This is a genomic window from Thermoleptolyngbya sp. M55_K2018_002, assembly GCF_015295965.1.
Lineage (GTDB): Bacteria > Cyanobacteriota > Cyanobacteriia > Elainellales > Elainellaceae > Thermoleptolyngbya > Thermoleptolyngbya sichuanensis.
In genome coordinates this window covers 1-19,326 of sequence record NZ_DVEA01000265.1, presented here as the reverse complement: position 1 = coordinate 19,326, position 19,326 = coordinate 1, and the positions used below count along the sequence as shown (strand labels likewise).

The following is a 19,326-nucleotide window of genomic DNA, read 5'->3' as shown; positions in this document are numbered from 1 at the left end:
GAGTGCGGGATTCTAATGCGAAATTCTAGTGCGAAATTCTAGTGCAGGATTCTAGTGCAGGACTTTACTGCGGGCTTCTAGATGTGAAAGCTGCGACTTTCGCTGTGGACATTGGCTCCAATTGGGGCTGTTCCCGCGTCTCTGCCCCATCGCTGGCCCAGGGCATCGGCGCAATTGGCTCAAAGGTTGTGGTGAGCCGATAGGTTCGGCTAGTTTCCATTGCGTTTTGAATCGCCAGCACGATTTCGTTGTTGTGCAGCGAAAAGCGGGGCGACAGGCGACAGGGACGACCTTCGGCGATCGCCGCTGCCATCTCCGCCACGCCACGAGCAAAGTCCATCTGCTGAGAACCCTTGTAGTTAAACCGTTTGCCCCCTTTTCTCAGCAGCGGGTAGCGCTGTTTGATCGGACTCATAAAGGCTTTGCGGCGCAGGGTCACCATCTGCTGGATATACACCGGGTCTTCGTAATACCAGCAGTCGTGAATGCCCAACACGCCGTCGTCGCCAATGATTCGCAGCCCGTGGTCATGCGGGGCCACAATGCCGCAGGTGAGTCGCGCCACCACGCCAGAGGCAAACTTGATGCAGGCAACGGAGAAATCGGGCGCGTTCACCGCCAGCGGCACGTCCGTTTCCTTGTCGGGAATCAGGCAGGAGGAAAACGCCGTCACCGACTCTGCCGGGCCAAAAAATGCCGTGAGCCACGTCACGTAATAGCCTGCGTGTTCCAGCGTGCAGCCCACTTCAAATTCGTCCTTGTAGGGCCAGGGCACGCCCGATTCGCTGACCCATTTTTGGTAGGGCATTTTGTGAACCAGTCCGTCGTCCATTTCGGCATAGACCAGGCGCACCTTGCCGATGCGATTTTCCCGCAGCGCCCGCCAAACGGTTTGCGCCGTTTCGCCCAGCACGCTACAGGGCGCTGAAGCAATCAGCAAGCCGCGTCTTTCAGCCAGTTCAACCAGTTCGGTTGCGTCTGCCATGTCCATCGCCAGCGGCTTTTCAGAATAGACGTGTTTGCCAGCGGCCAGGCAATCTCTGGAAACCTGGTAATGGCTGCGGGGATTGGTGAGGTTGAGGACGATATCCACGTTGGGATCTTTTAACAGATCGTCGAACGTGTCATATCGAGGGACGGAATGGTATGCAGAAAAGCGCTCGGCACGTTCTGGAACGCGATCCATCACGCCCATCAGCTTGAGTTCTGGATGTCGCTGCAAGGTTTTGAGATAGTAGTCTGCAACGAATCCACAACCAACAATCGCAATCCGCATTACACCCTCCACCGCTAAATATTTAAGTTGAGCTACGCTCGATACACAGAAAAAACAGCTTTTTTGAACCGTGTCTAGCTTTTGGAATGATGAGAACCATTACCACTGCTGAAATTCCCAGAACTGCCATTCAGCAGGGCGCGGGCGGGTTCCTCTACCATGCGGGCCTGTCGCCGCAGCGGGCGCGGATGGGTGTTGTAGTAGCCCAGAGAGGCGATCGCCCTGAGGTTGGGATGATTGGCAACCACACCTAGACTCGGTAGGCGATGGACGCTCAGGGATTGCAGGGCTTGCATAACGTGCGATTTCTTAGCCTGACAAACGCTCACCACCATGAGAATGCCGTCGGTATTTGCCGAGATGAACTCTGCATCCGTCAATCCCAACAGGTGGGGTGCGTCGTAGATCACCAGGTCGTAGGTCTGATGCAGCCTGAACATGACGGTCTGCATGTGTTCTGATGCCAGCAGCCGGACGGCTTCTAGCGAGGGTTGCCCAGCAGTCAGCGCGAACAGATTGCGGACGCTGGTGGGTTGGATCAAGTCATCAGGCTGCACCTCACGCAGCAGCACATCGCTCAAGCCCGTCTCGTTCTCCAGCCGCAGCCGTCGATGCAAGTCGGCGTGGCGGAGATTGCTGTCTACCAGCAGCACCCGCTTGCCCATGCTGGCAACGACCTGGGCCAGGTGCAGGGCGATCGTGGTTTTGCCCTCACTGGGCGAGGCAGAGCAAACGGTGATCGAGCGAATTGGCGCACCGTCTGACATAAAGCAGAGGTTGGCATAGAGCGAACTGAAGGCTTCCTTGAACAGAGAAGAATCAAGGCGATCGCCCGTTGCAGTTGGCTGAACCTCGGCTTGTAGATGGGCAGCGCCAGCGTCGTAGGGCACCACGCCAATGACTGGCAGATCGATCGCGTCTTGAATGTCCTCTGTTCTAAAGAAAACGTTGCGGAACTGGTCAAGTAAGATAGCCGCCAGCAGCCCCAGCAAAATCGAAGCGCCGATCGCCCCTAGCAGTTCTCGGTTGCTCTTGGCAAAGGGAATTGGGCGACCCTGCCCGTCTTTCGGCAGCGTCGGGGGCGATACCAGTTCCCACGGCACCTCCGTCTGAGCCGATTCAATCTGAAAGTTTTCGCGCTGGGTAAGCAGTTGATCCAGGCTGCGGTTGGAAATCTCAAGCTGCCGCAGGATTTCGCTGTATCGCCGCGAGACAGCAGGAAGCTCCTGAAAGCGGTTTTGCACCTGCGCCTGGATGCCTGCAATTTCGGCGCTGCGGGCCTGCAACACGCGAATCTGGTTGATAGCCGCTACCATTTCTTCGATTAGCTTGAGCCGAACAGAGTTCTGGAACGCCTGCACGCGGGGATTGCCCGTGCCCTGCCCCAGATTTTGCCCCAAGATGCGCTGTGCCTCCTGCGCCATCAGGCTCGAAAGATTGCGCTGCTTTGCCCGCAAATCCAGCATAATCGGGCTTTCTTCGCTAAACTGTGCCGACTGGGTGGCGATTTCGGCTTCTAGCTGCTGCATCTGCTCTTGCAGCTTCAGATAGCCCGGTTCTTCGCTGAGGGCAGACGCGGCGATCGCCTCCTCTGGGGTCAGGTTCAACTGTTGCCGCAGCGAGTTATACAGCGTTACCTGTTCCCGCAAGAGTTTGCGCGTTTCCCGCTCCTCTGCCGCAATCTGGCTCACCTCTCCCGACAGCAACGTTCCCTGCTCCTTAGGGTCAACCAGGTTATATTCCTCTTGCAGCGCTTGCAGTTGGTCTTGCAGCGAGTTCACCCGATTTTGCAGTTCTGGCAAGCGGTCTTCAACGAATTTAATGCCTTCGCTGTAGCGGGTCTTGCGGTCTTCCAGGCTGTATTGCAAATAGCGATTCGACGTTTCCCGCAGCACCGTCGCCACCAGTTCGGGGTCGGAGTGGACATAGCTGACGCGAAGAATTTTGGTCATATCCGTGTTCATCTGCCCTTTCCGCTCCACCGTCAGCCCCCGTTGGAGCATCCCCACGTTGAAGGCTGGATAAGACTTTTGCACTTCCTGCACGATCGACTCCAGCATTCCGGGGCTTTGCAGCACGGCAATCTGGCTGGGATAATCCAGCCCGCCAAAGGAATGCTCGGTCGGCACGTTATTGCCTGTTCGCGTGACTGCCAGTGGATCGACCACCCGCGCCTGTGTATTCAGCGGCTCCACCAAAAGCTGAAACTCGCCCAAGTAGGTGGGGGGCGTGGTGGCATATCGCAACGCAGCCAGACTGCTGACCAACCCCACAATGCTCGCCGTTAGCCAGAAATTTCGGAAGATGCTGCGCCGATACGTACCAATGTTCAGCCCCTTTCGCATCAGGCGGGCAAACTCATCGGCATCGCTAGCAGAATTTTGGCTGAGCAACTGGCTGATCAGCTGGTTACTACTCTCCAGGCGGAGCGGCTCGTGACGATTTTCTGGGTTCATACCTGACTCAACTGACGATTGGAGGAGTTACAGAAGACTGGCACAACACACGGATAAAAATACGAAAAAAACATGAACAGCTTGCTGAACGCTATCGATGCAACATGAATGCAACTCAAAGAATAGAAACGGGCGATCGCCCCACACTCTCATTCACGCTCACTCACACACGCTCACTCACACACGCTTACTCCCAGTTTGGGAACGCCATCGAACCCTGCACCAAGATTAGTTCCCGCCAAAAATTCGGAGGATGCTAAACACCCCCACAAACGGATTAATCGGCCCCAATAGCGTATTCAAAAAGTCTCCGGTTCGCGCCAGCCCAGAGCGACCCACCACCACAATGTCGTTGTTTCTCAGGGCCGGATTGGTGGCTTCATTGACCTCGGCGGAGAGATCTACCTGAATTTCTCGACGGACGGCCGAACCATCTGGGTTGATGCGGATTAACTGCACTTCGCTGGTGCGGGCGCGAGTCAGGTCAAACCCGCCCGCCGCCAGAATTGCCTGATTTAGCGAAGTGTTGGACTGTAGCGCCAGCGTTCCGGGAGACTTCACTTCCCCGACGACGTTAATTCTGACCGTTTCGGGCGAAAAGTTTGCGGCAGCCAACTGGACGGCTTCGCGGGGGTCGAGAGCGCTGACTGTCGGCACGATCAGCGTGTCGCCGTCTCGCAGGGGAATGTCCTGATCCAGCTCGCCTGCCTGCAAAAATGCCCACAGATCAACCCGAATCACCTCCTGGCGATTTCCCAACTGCGGCCGGCGAATCTCGATGTTGCGGATATCGGCTAATTGAGTGATGCCGCCTGCGGCCTGGATGGCCTGCGTCACGGTGCGAATAGGAGCGGCTGCCCCATCACCCTCGATTGTGCCGCCCGCCGATTGCCCGGTGGTGTATGCGCCGGGACGATTTACCTCGCCCACCACGCCGATGCGAACCGGGCGCGGGCTGACCAAGCTGACGGTAATCGACGGTCGGTGGATATAGCGGCGATAGCGCTGCACCAAGGTTTCTGAAGCCTGTTCGGTCGTCAATCCCTGCAAAACCACCTTTCCGACCCAGGGCAAGGTCAGGGAGCCGTCGGACAACAGGGTATATGTTGTGCCGCTGAGATCGGCAACGCCAAAAACATCGACCCGCACCTGATCGCCCGCCCCCAGCGTGTACTCGGTGCTGGCTGCTTCTGCCGGAATCGCTGCCGCCGCACGAGAAGGAACCCGTCCGCTAGGTTCGTAGGGTACAGGGTTCGGCAAGGTCTGGGCGGTGGATGGCAGCGCAAGGGCGATCGCCCCCATCCAGCAACCCAGTCCTAGCCCTGCCAGCCCAAGACCTGCGTTCCAAACCCGTCCTAAAAAATTTCTGGATTCCCCTCCAGACTCATTCCTAACCGCAATAGCATAGTCCCCACTTCGGGAGTAAATGCGTTCCTGATAATCCGACATAAGGCACGCTCCTTGCGACTGATGCCCTGTCATTAACCTGGCTTTAATAAGTTCTGTGAATCGAAGCAAGCAGATAATACCAAACCTGTTCCGGGGCAAACGGTATCATTACGCCTAATCCCGTAAATTTTGGGCGATCGCCCAAAAACAGAACCGCTCGGCAACAGCGATGAAATCCAGAACTGGCAAGGACTACGGGTTTCCTCAGAAAAGGTATCCAGAATTTTATGAAGTTTTGATGAAGGGCCGTGAAATTACTGACAAGCCCCCAGCTTCACCGATATAAGTTAGCTATACAAAAAGAAACAACTGGCAAACTGGCGTTATTTTGAGTCTGATTGAGTCTGATTGAATCTGAGTCCAATTGAGTCGGCAGACTTTACAAGCTCTGCTGAAGGGGGATTAGAGGGCGATCGCCCCCCGATTTTTACATCGGTTTTTCTGCTTAAAGTAGATCTTTTAATCTTCTAAGAGTGGCTTTAAGAATACTTTCGGAGTGGCTCTCAAGTTATTTTCAAGTTGTTTCCAAATTATTGTTAGAAACACATATCCAAACAGGCAACTGTATCGCAGCGAACTAGCACTATCTGATGGAATGCGACGAAACTGGTGAATGAATTTGGACGGGTTTGGATTAGCAAAGTTGCTTAGGCAGGGTCATGGCATCTATTAAACAGTTGGCAATTCGCGGGACGGCCTGGGTTGTCCTGACCTACGGCATTTCCCTGGCGCTGCGAATTGGCAGCAACTTGATTCTGACCCGCCTGCTCAACCCGGAAATGTTCGGGAAAGTCAGCTTGGTCTGGGTGTTTTTGGGTGCGCTAGTTTTGTTTTCGGACTTAGGAGTTGCTCCTAGCATTATTCAAAGCAAGCGCGGCGATGATCCCGATTTTCTAAACACAGCCTGGACTATTCAGGTGATTCGGGGATTCATTTTGTGGGCAGGCAGTTTGCTAATTGCGTGGCCCGTTGCCAGTTTTTATGGACAGCCTGAACTGGTCTTGTTGCTACCGTTCATGGGGCTTTTTCTGGTCATTGATGGGTTCAACCCGACCAAGCGAATCACGCTCAATCGCCAGCTTTCAATGCGGCATATTTCCACCCTTGAAATCAGCGCCCAGGTGGTTTCGGGTGTCATCTTGATTATTTGGGCCTGGCTGAGTCCATCAATTTGGGCGATCGCCTCTGCGGGAGTTATTTCTGCGGTTATCACGCTGATCCTGAACATTTGGAGCATTCCCGGCCCGCTAAATAAATTTGCCTGGGATAAGTCAGCCGTTCGAGAAATCTTGAACTTTGGCAAGTGGATTTTTGCATCCAGCGCGATGCATTTTCTGGCGACCCAGACCGATCGATTGGTGCTTGGAAAACTCATCACCCTCTCGATGTTTGGGATCTACAATCTTGCCCTGGGAATCGCAATTTTACCCTCTACGCTGATCGAAAAGGTCGGCGGCACGGTGATCTTTCCGTCTCTAGCCAAGCTGATTCATCTAGAGCGGACTGAACTGCGGGCCAAGATTCTCAAAAACCGGGGATTGGTATTGGCAGCAATTGGAATATTGCTTGCTCTGCTGATTAGCACCGGAGACATTATTATCTCCATCATGTATGACGAACGCTACCGTCAGGCAGGGTGGATGCTATCAGTCCTCTCCTTAGGAATTTGGCCCCTAGCACTGACGAATACAATTGGGCCTGTCCTCCTGGCGCTGGGACAATCTCAATATTCGGCGTTCGGCAAGTTGTTGAGTTTTCTGTTTCTAATTCTGGGAATTCCGTTGGGCGCTCACCTAGCAGGCGATTTTGGAGCAGTGGTTGCGGTTCCAATCAGCAACATCCCCATCTATGCGGCAAACCTTTATGGACTCTGGAAAGAGCGCCTGCTTTGTATCGGACAAGACCTCAAACTAACGCTTGTTTTTTTGGCTATTCTGGCTCTATTTCTGACCGGTCGAGCCATCTTTGGGGTAGATTTTCCAGCACTTAGCTCCTGACTCTCAACTTCTGACCCTTAACTCCTAAGTCTCAATACCTGGAACGAAAAGCTCATAGCATCGATGATCATTCCTCCTGCTCCCGCACTGCTTGCATGGGTTCCGATCGTGGTTAATTTGTTTCGACAGTTGTCGATTCAATGGGCGATCGTCGTGAGCTTCGTGACGGGGTTTCTCTATCTGTCTCAATTTGAATTTGAGCTTCCGCTTCTGATTCCGGGAACTCGAATGGCGTTCACGACTTATGCAGTTTTCTTAGGAATCATCCTGTTTAATGCGGAAGCAAAGCGCTTGTTTTCCTTTCGCCTAAGCTGGTTTGATTTGCCGATGATCGTGTGGTGGTTCTGCCCGTTCCTTTCGTCTATCTCGAACGACTTGGGCATTTTTGACGGATTGAAGGAGCTAGGCGCTCAAAGCGTAAATTGGGTTTTGCCCTATCTATTAGGCAGAATTTATCTCCGTGATTTGGAGGGACTGAGAAAGCTCTGTCTGGGCATTGTTGTGGGGACGCTGAGCTATATTCCACTTTGCTGGATTGAGATGCGTCTCAGCCCAATCTTGCACCAGACCTTCTACGGATTTGACGGCTCAGGGGGCCGGATTGGTCAAAACGTGATTGAAGGCGTTGGCTATCGACCGATTGTGTTTCAGGCGCACGGGCTGGTTGTGGGTGCTTGGTTTATGTCTGCTGCCGTAATTTCAGTATGGCTTTGGAAAAGCGGCACAATCAATCGTCTGTTCGGGCTTCCCTTTAAGTGGCTGGCGATCGCCATCGTGGTTCAGTCTTTCCTGACGCGATCGCTGGCGGCGACGGTGTTTTTCTGTGTCGGCGTGTTCATCTTTTTTGTCAGCAGATATTTGAAAAACTTTTTGCCGCTGCTAGCAATTTCGTTCTGTATTTTGATTTATTTGCATAACGGCATCTCAGGTTCCCTGGCAAAAGATGGCATTACCGCAGCCGTTAGCGGCGTTACTTCTGAAAGCAAGACGGAATCCCTGCAATTTCGGCTCAATTCTGAAGATGTTCTAGTGGACAAGGCCAATCAACGAATGTGGTTTGGCTGGGGGGGGTATGGGCGAAATCGCGTGATTGATCACAGGGGCTATGAGTACATCACTGATAGTTTGTGGATTATCGTGTATGGCACTCGCGGACTGGTGGGATTGGTAAGCCTTACGCTCGTTTTTTTGTTGCCCAGTCTGGTGCTAATCTTTTATTTCCCCACAGGCGCTTGGCATCATCGTAGGCTTGCGCCCGTGGCGGCCCTATCCGTCGTACTCGCGCTCAACATGGCAGACGCTCTGCTGAATGCCTTTCCCCATCCGCTGCTGACGATTTCAGCCGGGGGCATTTTGGGCTTGTTTGCCGACCACACCGAGTCCAAAACGCTGGGCATTTCGCTGAAAGCAATCGAAAGTCCCGTTTCTGCAAGCTCGGCGATCGCCCCCTTCTCCCAACGCAGCAGCGTGAAATAGGGCGATCGCTTTTCGAGCAAGTACAGCGCCGCGCTGCAAACCCATCCAGAGGTTGTAATGGCTCATGCAGAGGTCGTATCGCTTCTATCTGCACACGCCGCCTGACGCTGCGTTCTCGTAACCATTCGCCAAGACTGAGTGCCCCAAAACTGTCGCCCAAGATTCGCCACGCCTCCTGTCTTCTCTTCTACAATGGCTGGCGATGTCTTTGGAATTTGTTGGAATTCTTGCCATAGGGCAAGTGAAATAGGGCAAGTTGCTAGACGCAAACAACCAAAACCAGATGAAGCTATCCCAGCTCCGCATTCTCGTTGCCGTGGCGGAGCGGGGTAGTTTTAGCGAGGCAGCGCTGCACCTGGAAATGTCGCAGTCTGCCGTCAGTCATGCGATCGCCGCTCTAGAAAACTTCCTGGGTGTGGTGTTGTTTAGCCGGGGGCGACATGGAGCACGGCTCACGCCAGTGGGCGAAACGGTACTTGTCCATGCCCGCGAAATTGTGGTGCGGGCGGATGCGATCGCCCAAGCGGCGGAAGATGCCAGAGGCTTGAAACGGGGACAAGTGCGGGTTGCTTCTTTTCGCAGCGTTGCGACCAACCTGCTGCCGTCTGTGATTGCCCAATTTCACCAGCAGCACCCCAGCATCACCATCAACCTGTCGGAACACGACAACTATCCCCACGTCGAGCAGGCCCTCCGCGAAGGGCAGTCCGACGTGGGGTTTACGTTTATGCCCACCAGTGAAGAGTTTGAAGTCTGGCGAGTCTTTCAGGATGAATTTATTGCGCTGCTGCCGTCTTCGTTTCAGCCTGCGGGCCCACAGCTAACCTGGGCAGAACTGTTGCAGCACCCACTGATTATGCCGCCCAGAGATTACCTCATGATGCGCCCCGTCTACGACCATGCCAAAACCTTGGGGCATTCGCTCAAGGCTGACTATGAGGTGGAAACCGATGCCACGATCGTCAGCCTTGTGGCGGAAGGGTTGGGTGCTGCGATCTTGCCGCGACTCGCTGCGGAACCTATTCCTGCTGGCGTGAAAACCTACAGCTTGCCTACGCCCCTAGAGCGATTGATCGGAGTCGTGACGCTGGCAAATGCTTTGCTGCCGCCCAGTGTCTATGCGTTTCTGGACGTGCTGAAGAAACAGTATCAGTCTTGATAACCGTCTGAACGTCACGAGACACCCGACCGTTAGCAGGGTTCTGAAAGGTTCTGGCATCGCTACAGCCAGCGATTAGACGGTGGGATCAAACGGTGGGATTAGAGAGTGGCATCAGACAGTAGGATTAGACAGTGAGATTAGACAGTGAGATTAGGCAGTGGGGAACTGGGGGTTTGGGAATACCGCGCTTCCAGCCAGACTCGCAAATCCGCTTCCGAAACGCAATTCACTGACTTTCCGGTTTTTGGATCATAGGCATTCCACAAGACATTCCCGTGCCCATCCTGCGATCGCCACACGCGCGGCTCATCCGACACATCCAGAGCGGCGATCGCCCTTTCCCACAGTCCCTTCAGCCTCGTATTCCAGTTGCGTTTGGGGGTTGCCGTCCGATGAAAGATGCGCTCCAGGGTTTCAACATGGTGTCGATTTTGGTGCCAGTTCAGACGCGATTGGGATTCGGACTGAAATCGTTGCTGAGGGTTTGCCGGAAATTCTGATTGCCCGTGCCCTAATTGCCATTTCATAAGTATCTACCTCCTTTTTGATAGCTCCAGTCTAGAAAACAGTATCTTAAGATACAAAAAGTAGGCTCCATAGCTTCCATGAATAGGTTTGATAGAGTCTCTCAAGGGCTAGAAACTGGATGAATGCGCTGAGGGATGGTGATAGGCTCGGTTCAGCCAGGTATTGAAAACACGCCCCAGGCTTGAGACGGGTGAAAGCATGGACGACCCAACCAGCGCCAATGTAGCGGTTCAACCTACCAATGCCAGTCTCTTGCTGTTGGGGACGGGCTGGTTTCCCCAAACGCCAGGGGGCATGGAGCGATATGTCTATGAGTTGGCAACTCAGCTTGCCAGGGGCGATCGCCTGGAGTTGGGCGGGGTCGGTCTACCCGATGGCTTAGAACACGGCTCTCTTCGTTTGACGAATTTGTCTGAACCCGATCGCCCGTTGCCCCAACGGCTTTGGGAGGTGCGTCGTCGGTTTGCCCAGCGCACCAGGCAAGCCGATTTTCGGGACATCGACGCAATCAACCTCCACTTTGCTCTCTATAGCTTGCCGCTGCTCGACCTACTGCCGCCAGATGTGCCCGTCACTTTTACCTTTCACGGGCCCTGGGCGCTCGAAAGCCGTCACGAAGGAGCCAGCAAGCCAAGCGTGGTGCTAAAGCAATGGGTCGAGCAGCGCGTTTTTTCCCGGTGCGATCGCTTCTTGGTCTTGAGCAAAGCCTTTGGCGCGATCCTGCACGAGTCCTACGGCGTTCCCTGGAGCCAGATCCGCATCGTTCCTGGCGGGGTAGACACACACCACTTCGCCCCTACGCGGTCGCGTTCCGAGGCCCGTGCAGCGCTGGGCTGGCCGGGCGATCGCCCCATTCTGTTCACGACTCGTCGGCTGGTGCAGCGCATGGGGCTAGACCGTCTGCTGCAAGCGCTAGTCTCGGTAAAAGCGGCTGTGCCAGAGGTGTGGCTGGCGATCGCAGGCAAGGGCCCCCTCCGCCAAGTCCTAGAGCAGCAGGCCGATGAACTGGGGCTGCAACCCCACGTCCAGTTTCTCGGCTTTTTGCCCGAAGCAGACTTGCCCCTCGCCTATCAAGCGGCCGACCTGACCGTGATGCCCAGCCTGAGCCTAGAAGGATTCGGCCTGGTGCTGCTGGAGTCGCTTGCGTCTGGAACGCCTGCCCTCTGCACACCCGTCGGCGGAATGCCAGAAATTCTCATGCCTTTTTGCCCAGACTTGGTGACAGACTCGGCCGAACCAGCGGCGATCGCCCAGCGGCTGATTGCGCTCCTGACGGGAGAATGCCCCTTACCCGGTCGCGGCCTCTGCCGCCAATATGCCGTTGACCAGTTTGACTGGCAGAGGATTGCGCGACAGGTGCGGCAAGTCTTGCTCCAGCCCAAGAAAATTCGGTAGAAGGTCTACCCGTCCTGTAGTATTTTTTGTTTAAGGAAACCCTATGAGGGATGACCGAGTAGCCGGGGGGGCGATCGCCTCCGTTTCGGCAAAGACACCTAAGTAATATAGAACACCATACGGATCTCGCAGAGGCCCCCACGAGCAGGGTTCCACCCCAGAGCCAGCCGGGAATTTCGTAGCCTGGAACAGGATTCTCTAGCCATTTCTCTATTCTCTAGCCATTTCTCTATTGCTCCTGCCCTCCGTAAAGACCCGAAAGTTTAAAGTGACAACTGTAACGCTGGGTGATGTTTATAGTGATGTTTATCCGGAGCGCTTTCTGGGAAAACTTGGAGAAATCCTAAGATTTTCGGGGAGCTTTATAGACTCAACCGTAGTCGTGCGGTTACCTCAGCTTGACAGTCCATTTAGGCTAGAAAGTGGATACGCGCACGGGTCGGTTTCTTCAGTCAACTGGGGATGACACCCAAGGTTGATCCTGGGGCATTGCTCCAGTCTTGGGGGCACAGTGGCAGAGTGTACGGGTCGCCGCGCTCACCACGCTCCCCTCTCGGCGAGGCTCCTCCGCTTCTTAACCGCTAAAGCTGAATCGATGGATGAAGCCAGACCCAGCAAACTATCGTAAGCAACGCAAGCAATATGTATCTAAGCCTTAGTTTTAGAGCGATGGCTTTGCCTCTACTCGCTTGCGACTGGTTTCCGGTTAGATCGCCCAAACCCTCTGTTTCGTCAGTTGTTTATGATTAACCTCAACACCCTGGCCGCCTTTCCTGCCAACTCACTGGAAACTGCTTCTGATCACGCTCTACAGCAGCGTTTGGGGCTTTATCGCGTGTTTCTCAAGCTCTACGAGCACAACCGCGAACTGCTCGATGAAATTCTGAATCTAGAAAACTCTGGCAATAAGTCGCTAACGGGCGTTGCGCTTCCCTACGTGCAAGGGCTTGTGCTGGGCGATCGCGTTCACCTTGTCACCAATCTGCTGAAGGGCGCAACCCAGTCGCTGTCTCAGCCCCAAAACATTTGGACGATTGGGCGCGACTCTCGGCGGGTGGTGCTGCCGATTCAAGACAAGCGCCTCTCCCGCTGCCACGCCGCCATCGTGTATGACGAAGGGGGATTTCGCCTCGTTGATCTCAACAGCAGCAACGGTTCCTACCTCAACGGCGAACTGATCCGCCATTCTGTGCGCCTCAAAGATGGCGATCGCATTCGATTAGGCAGCCTTACCTTCTCGTTTTTTGTCTGCAATACGGCTCAGGTGTTGCCGCCTGTTTCTGAAGAACTGCTGTCGCAGGTGCGGGCGTTGTCGGCTGCGTCTGAACCCAAGCGAGCGATCGCCCATCCCACGGCCCCCAGCGCCAGCCAGCCCTCCCCGCTTTCCGCCTCCCCCATACAGCCTGCATTCTCGTCGCCCCTGACAAAGAATTGGGAAGAATCTGTGTCCGAAAGCGATTCAGAGACTTGTCTGCAAAGCCCGGAGGATGCGCTCCCTGCCCAAGTTAACCCGCTAGAAGATACGCTCATGTTTATGCGGTCTTCCCACTAGAACGAGTCCCGCATCGGACAAGTCGCGCCAGAGTTACTGACACCTGATAGAATAACTCCGTTGTTCAGCCTGTGTGTGATCGTTGAGCCAGTCGATCGACCTACCCAAAATTGATGACTTCCTACAGGAGCTAGCCACGATCCAGCAGACTGGGTCGAAACGCATCGCCCTGTTGGGGTCGCGCCATGTTCCTATTACGCATCAGCATTTGATCGAGATGATGAGCTATGCGCTGGTGCTGGCGGGCAATCGCCTGCTGACCTCTGGCGCAACCGGAACCAATTCTGCGGCAATTCGGGGGGCCATGCGGGCCGACCCTAATTTGCTCACGGTGATCCTGCCCCAAAGTCTGGCTCGCCAGCCCCGCGAGTCGCGAGAGCAGCTAGAGCAGGTCATGCATCTAGTGGAAAATCCTGCTAATGACCCGCTTTCCTTAGCAGAAGCCAGCGCCCTGTGCAATCAGGAAATTATTTCGCGCTGTCAGCAGCTAATCTGCTTTGCGTTTCACGATAGCCATACGCTTCTGAAGACCTGTCGCGATGCCGAGGATCAGCGCAAGCTCGTGACGTTGTTTTATTTTGACTAGGTTTTTTCGACTAGGAGAAAGCAGCGTGATTGCAAGTTTGGAGCAGCTTCCTAGCCCTATGGTTCTGCTGTATGCCATTGTGGCGGCGGCGATCCTGGTCTATGTCCCGTTTGGTGCGGTGGCGCTGGGCCGGGTGCAGGCTGGCTATGACATGGCCACCCCCCGTGCCCTGTTTGACAAGCTGCCCCCCTACGCCCAGCGGGCGACCTGGGCCCATCAAAACTCGTTCGAGTCGTTCACGATCTTTTCGGCGGCTGCCCTGATGGCCTACGTCACTCAGCAGAGCGGCGGCTGGGTGAATCTGGCGGCGATCGCCTACGTCACGGCACGGTTGTTTTATTCCATCTTTTACATTCAGAATATTCCTCTTGGGCGATCGCTCATGTTCGGCATCGGCAGCGCCAGCATCGCGACCCTGTTTTTCCTCAGCCTGATGAGTTTGAACGCCTGAACGCGCCTTTCAGAAAATCGCTAAGCAAAAACTTTAAACCAGCCTACAGCCCACCAGCCTACAGCCCATTTGAAATTCATGATTTAGCTATGGCTTCAGCATTCTCCTTTGACATTGTGAGCGACTTCGATCGGCAGGAATTGGTAAATGCAATCGACCAAACCATGCGCGAGGTGCAAAGTCGCTACGACCTGAAAGATACCAACACCACGCTGGAGCTAGGCGAGTCGGCAATCACGGTCAACACCGACAGCGAGTTTACGCTGCAAGCGGTTCACACCATCCTGCAAACCAAGGCCGCCAAACGAAACCTCTCTCTTAAAATTTTTGATTATGGCAAGATCGAACCTGCCAGCGGCAACCGAGTCCGCCAGGAAATTAAGCTGCAAAAGGGCATCAGCGCTGAATTGGGCAAGCAAATTTCTAAGCTGATTCGAGACGAATTTAAAAAGGTGCAGGCTTCAATTCAAGGGGATGCGGTGCGGGTTTCTGCAAAGTCTAAGGATGAGTTGCAGGCGGTGATTCAGCGGCTCAAACAGGAAGACTATCCCGCTGCCCTCCAGTTCACGAACTATCGATAGACTGGCGGCGTTTTCGCTTTCATCGCCTCTGTTGACCCTTTTACTAGGCAGGTTATTAGGCAGGTTACTAGCCAACTTACAAGGCAACTTACTAGCCAGCTTGCGATTGACCTGAGTGCTTTTCGTGAATCCCAAAAGCACTTGGAGGCTAATCCACAACTCGCAGGCGACCCGCTCGCAGTGCGTCGAACAGTAGATTGATCTGAGTTTGCTCCTTCTCCCCCAAAGAGGACTTAGACAAAAAGAGCGCCATGAATCGCTCCTGGTCTGCCCGCGTGATGCGTCGGGCCGCCAGAATATCACGAATAAGCTGGTCAATTGGCGTTTCCGAAGGAGGGGTCTGGGACCCTGGTAGATGAAAGGGCGCTTGCATATACTTGACGATTCAGTGCGTATTCTTATACCCATCATCATCTGCGTAGCCTTCAGCGTAAACCGTGAATTCTGGCAATTTAATAGGGTTTTTAGACAGTCTTTAAGCTGCGCTATAAAATCTTTCTATCGTATTAATTTGCCCATCCTGGCACTTTTGCGGAAGCTTTGAGTTTATTCGAGTAAACTGTCATACTCCAGACAGAAATCAGCCCCGCAGTGCTGTCTGGCCTTACGCCTTCAGAAATACTAGAAATTGCTGTAGCCCCTGGTATCGGTCGCTGAGAAATCGCCGCCTGTTTCCAACCCTGCAAGATGACTCTGCGCTTGCAGCAACAGCGTGGGGCGATCGCCCTGTTTTTCCCACAGCTTTACCGTCAGCTTGCCCTGGGTGGTGTCCTGGCAGGCAAAGACCATGCCCTGCGCCGTCGGCACACGGATGGGGGTGGGAGGGCGATCGCACGTCCCCAGCAGTTCCACCCTATGACCCGCGTTTTCTGCTTGCATCTGCCAGTATCCCCAGGGCTGCACTCGCCAGCGCACGGTTCCATTCCAGGGCACAAACTCGTAGAACCGCCCCCGGTGGTGAATCCCCACCATGCCGACCGACTCCATCCAGCCCAGCACGCGCCGCCGCCCGCCGCCTGCCGTCAGCGTCAGATCCGCCTCGCCGTCAAACGCATTGCACTGTATCCAAAACCATTGCTGGGGGAAAGCCCCGCCCCAGTTTTTTTCTGCATAGGCGGGCGCTTGGCTAAAGCAGTAGCGGGTTCCGTTCCACTCGACCCAGCCCGTTGCCAGCCCGTGGGCCATTAAAATCTGCCAGCCCGGTTCAAAAATTTGGAACTGCGATAGCCAGCCTGCTGTGGACTGTTGGGGGCGATCGCGATTGCCCCAGCCATAGACGGGTTGAATGCTATAACACCAGCGAGCAGAATGCCGACCGGGTTCGCTGAGGATGCCCTGATGATGGGTAGCGGTAAGCTGATAACCTTCGTTGAGGAACTGACCAGAGTCGTCGGATAAGACGGCTTGAGGATGCTTAGAGGAACCTGGAGTGGAACAGTCAAATGAATGCTCTGAGGAATTGCTGGAGGGACTGCATTGATCCCCGCTAGACTCCCTTGAGAAGGAGGGAAATTCAGCAATCTGCTTATTCAGCTTATTCGAGGCGTGGGGGGATTGGCGCAAGTGGCGGAGGGCAAAGGCGCGGCGATCGCCCCAAAACAGGCGCACATCGGGAAACGTGCGGCAGAGGTACTCGTGGTCCGGGCCGAGGATTTGGGCTGTGCCGCCGCTGTAGGGCGTGCCACCCTGTGGGTCTTCGATGGAATACATAAAGGCGAAGCTTTCGCCCAACTCTGGCAGCGTCAGCCGCAGATACCAGCCCTCAAAAAAGCGGCTGCCTGCCCCTGTTTCGGGATGACTCCAGTGATAACCGCTGTGGGGAGTTTGCAAACTTATCAAACTCATTCCGCTGTGGCATCCAGGCAAAAGCTGCGGCACATGACCACGGGCGAATCGGGGCGGCGATACATGGGGCAGTCGAAGTTGGCGCAGGCGGTGCAGTCGGCTTCGGCGTGGATGGCGACGGGCTGCTGGGTGGTGTAGACGCTGATGCCCTGGCTGATGAAGCCCCGTGCCTCCAGTTCCGTGAGGCGATCGCCAATGATCAGCGCCTTTTGGATGCCCATCTGGTGCCGAAATAAGTTAATCCGCTCGATGGTGCGCCGGAAGGTCTGGGCGGGGGTTTTGATTTCCACCAGCACTTTTTGACCCTGCGTGCTAAAGGAGGGCGGCTTGTCCTGGGCAAAGTGGTCGCGATATTGCAGCGTGAAGGTTCCGTCGGGATAGCGCAGCGGCCGCATCAGGCGCAAAAAAGGCACGGTAAAATGCCCCACCTCATCCAGCGCATACCACCAGGACTTGTGCCATGCTTCATTGGGTAAGTTAATGATTTCGTCTACTTGCTTGGGGGGAAAGCCTGCGTGCGAGAGACGGGCGATCGCCTGTGCCAGCGTCAGGTTGTTGCCCAGAGTGTGCAGTTCCGATTCGCAGCGAGTCAGCTTGGCGTATTCTCGATCCAGCTTTTTGGGGTCAATATTGGCGGCAACTTGGCGGCTGATTTCTTCCGGCGAGCTAGCCAGCACGCAGGTAATATCTTCAAAACTGAGAATGCCGTCAATCGCCTGCCGTGAATCAACGGGCACGCCCACCTGCGACGACACTGAGCCGAGGCGATGGGGCTGGGCGATGGGCGGTGTGCAGCGGATCAGCAGCGATTTTAGGGTAGACTCATCGGCGATCGCCAGCGCAATTTGCAACTGGTCGCGGGCGGCGGTCGCGCTGTGGGTGGGCGGCAGGGGATGAGTCAGGGCGGAGGCCGTCATAGTGCAAAACCCTAACTAAGGAGCAAGTTTGGGGGAGCAAGTTTGGGGGGAGCGAGTTTGGGGAACCAAGTCGGTTCTGGGATTCCCCCTCGTTTGACCTCCATTGTGCGGGCTTTTGGAAATCCGACAACGGTTTCTCACTTTCTTTTAACGCAAGGCGACCCGACGTAACGCTACGTTGCAAACTGCATGACAAAGCTTTACAGAGCATTACAGAGTTTGTGGCTCTTTAAAGCTTGATGCCAAGCCGTATCGAACTTCGATCAAACTTCAATCCACTTCAATCCAACCGGAAACACATCCCATACGGTTGCCCGTCAAGCCGCGAATTGCCGTGAGTTGATGTTGTGAATTGATGTCGATAGAGACTCGATGTGCGATCGCCCAGCGTCTCCGGATGTATCTCCGGGGTGTATCCCACTTTTGTAACCTTTACCCTAAATCTCTCTCCCAAAGCTGGAGAGGGACTTCCAATCCGGCTCCCCTTCTCCTTCTTTGGGAGAAGGGGCTGGGGGATGAGGGCAAACTTGCATATCTGGGATGTGCTCTATCTCATGGCGTATAAGGATGATCCTAAGCATTGTATCCATACCCTCGATCTCTCCAGGCATTGCATACTTCTTCAGGGCCATATCGCCGGAAAAGTAACTGTGTTTAAGAATACTTTTAAGAATCTTTCCTGAAGAAATATAAAAATATCTATCTTTGGGAATAGCATCATGATAACTTGACATTCAGGATCGCATTTTCAGAGTAAGCATCCTGCTTCACGGTATTCAATTCAGCCAGCTATACCTCTGCTCCAGGTTTCCTTTGCTCCAGATTTCTCTTGGGTTACGTGTTGAGCTGTAATCTTGGGCATCTAAGCTGTAATCTTGGGCATCTAAGTTGAACGGCTACGGTTTCACTCCTCTGGGCAAGACCAAGTTTGATGTGGGTAATATCGGCGTTCTGAGCTTCCAGAACGTTGCAGGCGGTGCCCAGATTAAAGAGGGGGCTAACGTGCTGGGGGTTGTGAGTTGGACGCAGGCTAGCGTTCTACAAAGCAACGTCGGCAGCATCTCTGTTTAGGCTTAAATTAACTTTCCCTAGAAACTATAAATGGCTTGAACGAGTCCGTTTGACTTGTTTAGGACTTACGCAATTGGACAATTTCTCGCGAGCGTAGCCCGCGAGAAATTGTCTAAAACCCAGAAAACTGATCGCAAGTGCGTAAGTCCTGTTGTTTTCTTGGTTTTTGGATGGAGTTGGCAATCGGTTTAACTCATCTCTAGACTGACGTATAACTTACGTATAAATGATGGGGTTTGCAGATCTTTCAATGACTTCTCGGAGACTTTTTGGTGAGAAGTTGGTGATGAATTGATGAGAACTTACTAAGCTGCGTAAGCACTATCACGGATGAGGGTTATGGACTGCTGCACAGTCAGTTTGTATCCCTCGTTTTTTTGTCCTATTTTTTCTCCTGATGAAGTGGCTGCCTGCGGTGCAATAGGCGAGATGGCGGATGCTTATTGTCGATTATTCATCTAGCAAAATCTGTTAAGTCCCTGGTTGAAACGGGCACTCTAGCCACAGCGAGTGTATCCCACTTTTGTAGCCCTCACCCTAAATCCCTCTCCCGCTTTGGGAGAGGGACTTCCAATCCGGCTCCC

16 protein-coding genes are annotated in these 19,326 nt (G+C 54.3%); 8 read left to right on the top strand and 8 right to left on the bottom strand.

Annotated features, from left to right (window positions below):
- Positions 1–64: 64 nt before the first annotated feature.
- The 3 genes from IGS51_RS13305 to IGS51_RS13295 all read right to left on the bottom strand — a co-directional run bounded on the left by IGS51_RS13305 (position 65) and on the right by IGS51_RS13295 (position 5,181).
- Complete coding sequence (locus IGS51_RS13305) at positions 65–1,276, bottom strand: Gfo/Idh/MocA family oxidoreductase (protein ID WP_297078838.1); 1,212 nt, start codon at positions 1,274–1,276, stop codon at positions 65–67.
- A gap of 74 nt (positions 1,277–1,350) precedes the next feature.
- Positions 1,351–3,732 (bottom strand): tyrosine-protein kinase domain-containing protein, encoded by a 2,382-nt coding sequence (locus IGS51_RS13300; protein WP_297078837.1) that lies wholly within the window; start codon positions 3,730–3,732, stop codon positions 1,351–1,353.
- Positions 3,733–3,960: 228 nt separating this feature from the next.
- Entirely contained in the window at positions 3,961–5,181 is a 1,221-nt protein-coding gene (locus IGS51_RS13295; protein ID WP_297078835.1) for a polysaccharide biosynthesis/export family protein, read from the bottom strand.
- Between the two features lie 659 nt (positions 5,182–5,840).
- On the opposite strand from IGS51_RS13295, the gene IGS51_RS13290 reads away from it, so the two are divergent.
- From IGS51_RS13290 to IGS51_RS13280, 3 genes are all read left to right on the top strand, one after another.
- A complete protein-coding gene (locus IGS51_RS13290; protein WP_297078834.1) occupies positions 5,841–7,178 on the top strand; it encodes an oligosaccharide flippase family protein in 1,338 nt (445 codons plus the stop codon).
- A 108-nt stretch (positions 7,179–7,286) separates the two neighbouring features.
- A complete protein-coding gene (locus tag IGS51_RS13285) occupies positions 7,287–8,654 on the top strand; it encodes a hypothetical protein (protein WP_297078833.1) in 1,368 nt (455 codons plus the stop codon).
- Between the two features lie 283 nt (positions 8,655–8,937).
- The gene (locus tag IGS51_RS13280) at positions 8,938–9,813 is read left to right on the top strand and encodes a LysR family transcriptional regulator (RefSeq protein WP_297078832.1); all 876 of its coding nucleotides are present in this window, start codon (positions 8,938–8,940) and stop codon (positions 9,811–9,813) included.
- A 140-nt stretch (positions 9,814–9,953) separates the two neighbouring features.
- Here the strand turns inward: IGS51_RS13280 and IGS51_RS13275 are convergent, their stop codons facing one another.
- Entirely contained in the window at positions 9,954–10,343 is a 390-nt protein-coding gene (locus IGS51_RS13275) for a hypothetical protein (protein WP_297078831.1), read from the bottom strand.
- A 199-nt stretch (positions 10,344–10,542) separates the two neighbouring features.
- Here IGS51_RS13275 and IGS51_RS13270 point away from each other — a divergent pair, with 199 nt between their 5' ends.
- From IGS51_RS13270 to IGS51_RS13250, 5 genes are all read left to right on the top strand, one after another.
- A complete protein-coding gene (locus tag IGS51_RS13270; protein ID WP_297078829.1) occupies positions 10,543–11,739 on the top strand; it encodes a glycosyltransferase family 4 protein in 1,197 nt (398 codons plus the stop codon).
- A gap of 742 nt (positions 11,740–12,481) precedes the next feature.
- On the top strand, positions 12,482–13,291 hold the full coding sequence (locus tag IGS51_RS13265; protein ID WP_297078827.1) for an FHA domain-containing protein: 810 nt from the start codon (positions 12,482–12,484) through the stop codon (positions 13,289–13,291).
- Between the two features lie 82 nt (positions 13,292–13,373).
- Entirely contained in the window at positions 13,374–13,877 is a 504-nt protein-coding gene (locus IGS51_RS13260) for a DNA recombination-mediator protein A (RefSeq protein WP_172358250.1), read from the top strand.
- A gap of 58 nt (positions 13,878–13,935) precedes the next feature.
- Positions 13,936–14,328 (top strand): MAPEG family protein, encoded by a 393-nt coding sequence (locus IGS51_RS13255; RefSeq protein ID WP_297078826.1) that lies wholly within the window; start codon positions 13,936–13,938, stop codon positions 14,326–14,328.
- A gap of 89 nt (positions 14,329–14,417) precedes the next feature.
- Entirely contained in the window at positions 14,418–14,909 is a 492-nt protein-coding gene (locus IGS51_RS13250) for a YajQ family cyclic di-GMP-binding protein (protein ID WP_297078824.1), read from the top strand.
- Positions 14,910–15,057: 148 nt separating this feature from the next.
- On the opposite strand, the gene IGS51_RS13245 is transcribed toward IGS51_RS13250, so the two are convergent.
- The 4 genes from IGS51_RS13245 to IGS51_RS13230 all read right to left on the bottom strand — a co-directional run bounded on the left by IGS51_RS13245 (position 15,058) and on the right by IGS51_RS13230 (position 18,405).
- Positions 15,058–15,282 carry a hypothetical protein gene (locus IGS51_RS13245; RefSeq protein ID WP_297078822.1) on the bottom strand — a complete coding sequence of 75 codons (225 nt, stop codon included), beginning with the start codon at positions 15,280–15,282 and terminating at the stop codon, positions 15,058–15,060.
- 248 nt (positions 15,283–15,530) lie between these two features.
- Positions 15,531–16,754 (bottom strand): tocopherol cyclase family protein, encoded by a 1,224-nt coding sequence (locus tag IGS51_RS13240; protein ID WP_297078821.1) that lies wholly within the window; start codon positions 16,752–16,754, stop codon positions 15,531–15,533.
- Positions 16,751–17,671 (bottom strand): hypothetical protein, encoded by a 921-nt coding sequence (locus tag IGS51_RS13235; protein WP_172358247.1) that lies wholly within the window; start codon positions 17,669–17,671, stop codon positions 16,751–16,753. The genes IGS51_RS13240 and IGS51_RS13235 overlap by 4 nt, the downstream gene beginning before the upstream one ends.
- A gap of 437 nt (positions 17,672–18,108) precedes the next feature.
- Positions 18,109–18,405, bottom strand: a complete 297-nt coding sequence (locus IGS51_RS13230; RefSeq protein WP_297078820.1) for a hypothetical protein — start codon at positions 18,403–18,405, stop codon at positions 18,109–18,111.
- Positions 18,406–19,326: the final 921 nt, after the last annotated feature.

Coding starts and splice junctions, on each gene's coding strand:
- IGS51_RS13305 (WP_297078838.1), bottom strand. CDS start 1,276: ATGCGGATTGCGATTGTTGGTTGTGGATTCGTTGCAGACTACTATCTC.
- IGS51_RS13300 (WP_297078837.1), bottom strand. CDS start 3,732: ATGAACCCAGAAAATCGTCACGAGCCGCTCCGCCTGGAGAGTAGTAAC.
- IGS51_RS13295 (WP_297078835.1), bottom strand. CDS start 5,181: ATGTCGGATTATCAGGAACGCATTTACTCCCGAAGTGGGGACTATGCT.
- IGS51_RS13290 (WP_297078834.1), top strand. CDS start 5,841: ATGGCATCTATTAAACAGTTGGCAATTCGCGGGACGGCCTGGGTTGTC.
- IGS51_RS13280 (WP_297078832.1), top strand. CDS start 8,938: ATGAAGCTATCCCAGCTCCGCATTCTCGTTGCCGTGGCGGAGCGGGGT.
- IGS51_RS13275 (WP_297078831.1), bottom strand. CDS start 10,343: ATGAAATGGCAATTAGGGCACGGGCAATCAGAATTTCCGGCAAACCCT.
- IGS51_RS13270 (WP_297078829.1), top strand. CDS start 10,543: ATGGACGACCCAACCAGCGCCAATGTAGCGGTTCAACCTACCAATGCC.
- IGS51_RS13265 (WP_297078827.1), top strand. CDS start 12,482: ATGATTAACCTCAACACCCTGGCCGCCTTTCCTGCCAACTCACTGGAA.
- IGS51_RS13255 (WP_297078826.1), top strand. CDS start 13,936: ATGGTTCTGCTGTATGCCATTGTGGCGGCGGCGATCCTGGTCTATGTC.
- IGS51_RS13250 (WP_297078824.1), top strand. CDS start 14,418: ATGGCTTCAGCATTCTCCTTTGACATTGTGAGCGACTTCGATCGGCAG.
- IGS51_RS13245 (WP_297078822.1), bottom strand. CDS start 15,282: ATGCAAGCGCCCTTTCATCTACCAGGGTCCCAGACCCCTCCTTCGGAA.
- IGS51_RS13240 (WP_297078821.1), bottom strand. CDS start 16,754: ATGAGTTTGATAAGTTTGCAAACTCCCCACAGCGGTTATCACTGGAGT.
- IGS51_RS13235 (WP_172358247.1), bottom strand. CDS start 17,671: ATGACGGCCTCCGCCCTGACTCATCCCCTGCCGCCCACCCACAGCGCG.
- IGS51_RS13230 (WP_297078820.1), bottom strand. CDS start 18,405: ATGTCAAGTTATCATGATGCTATTCCCAAAGATAGATATTTTTATATT.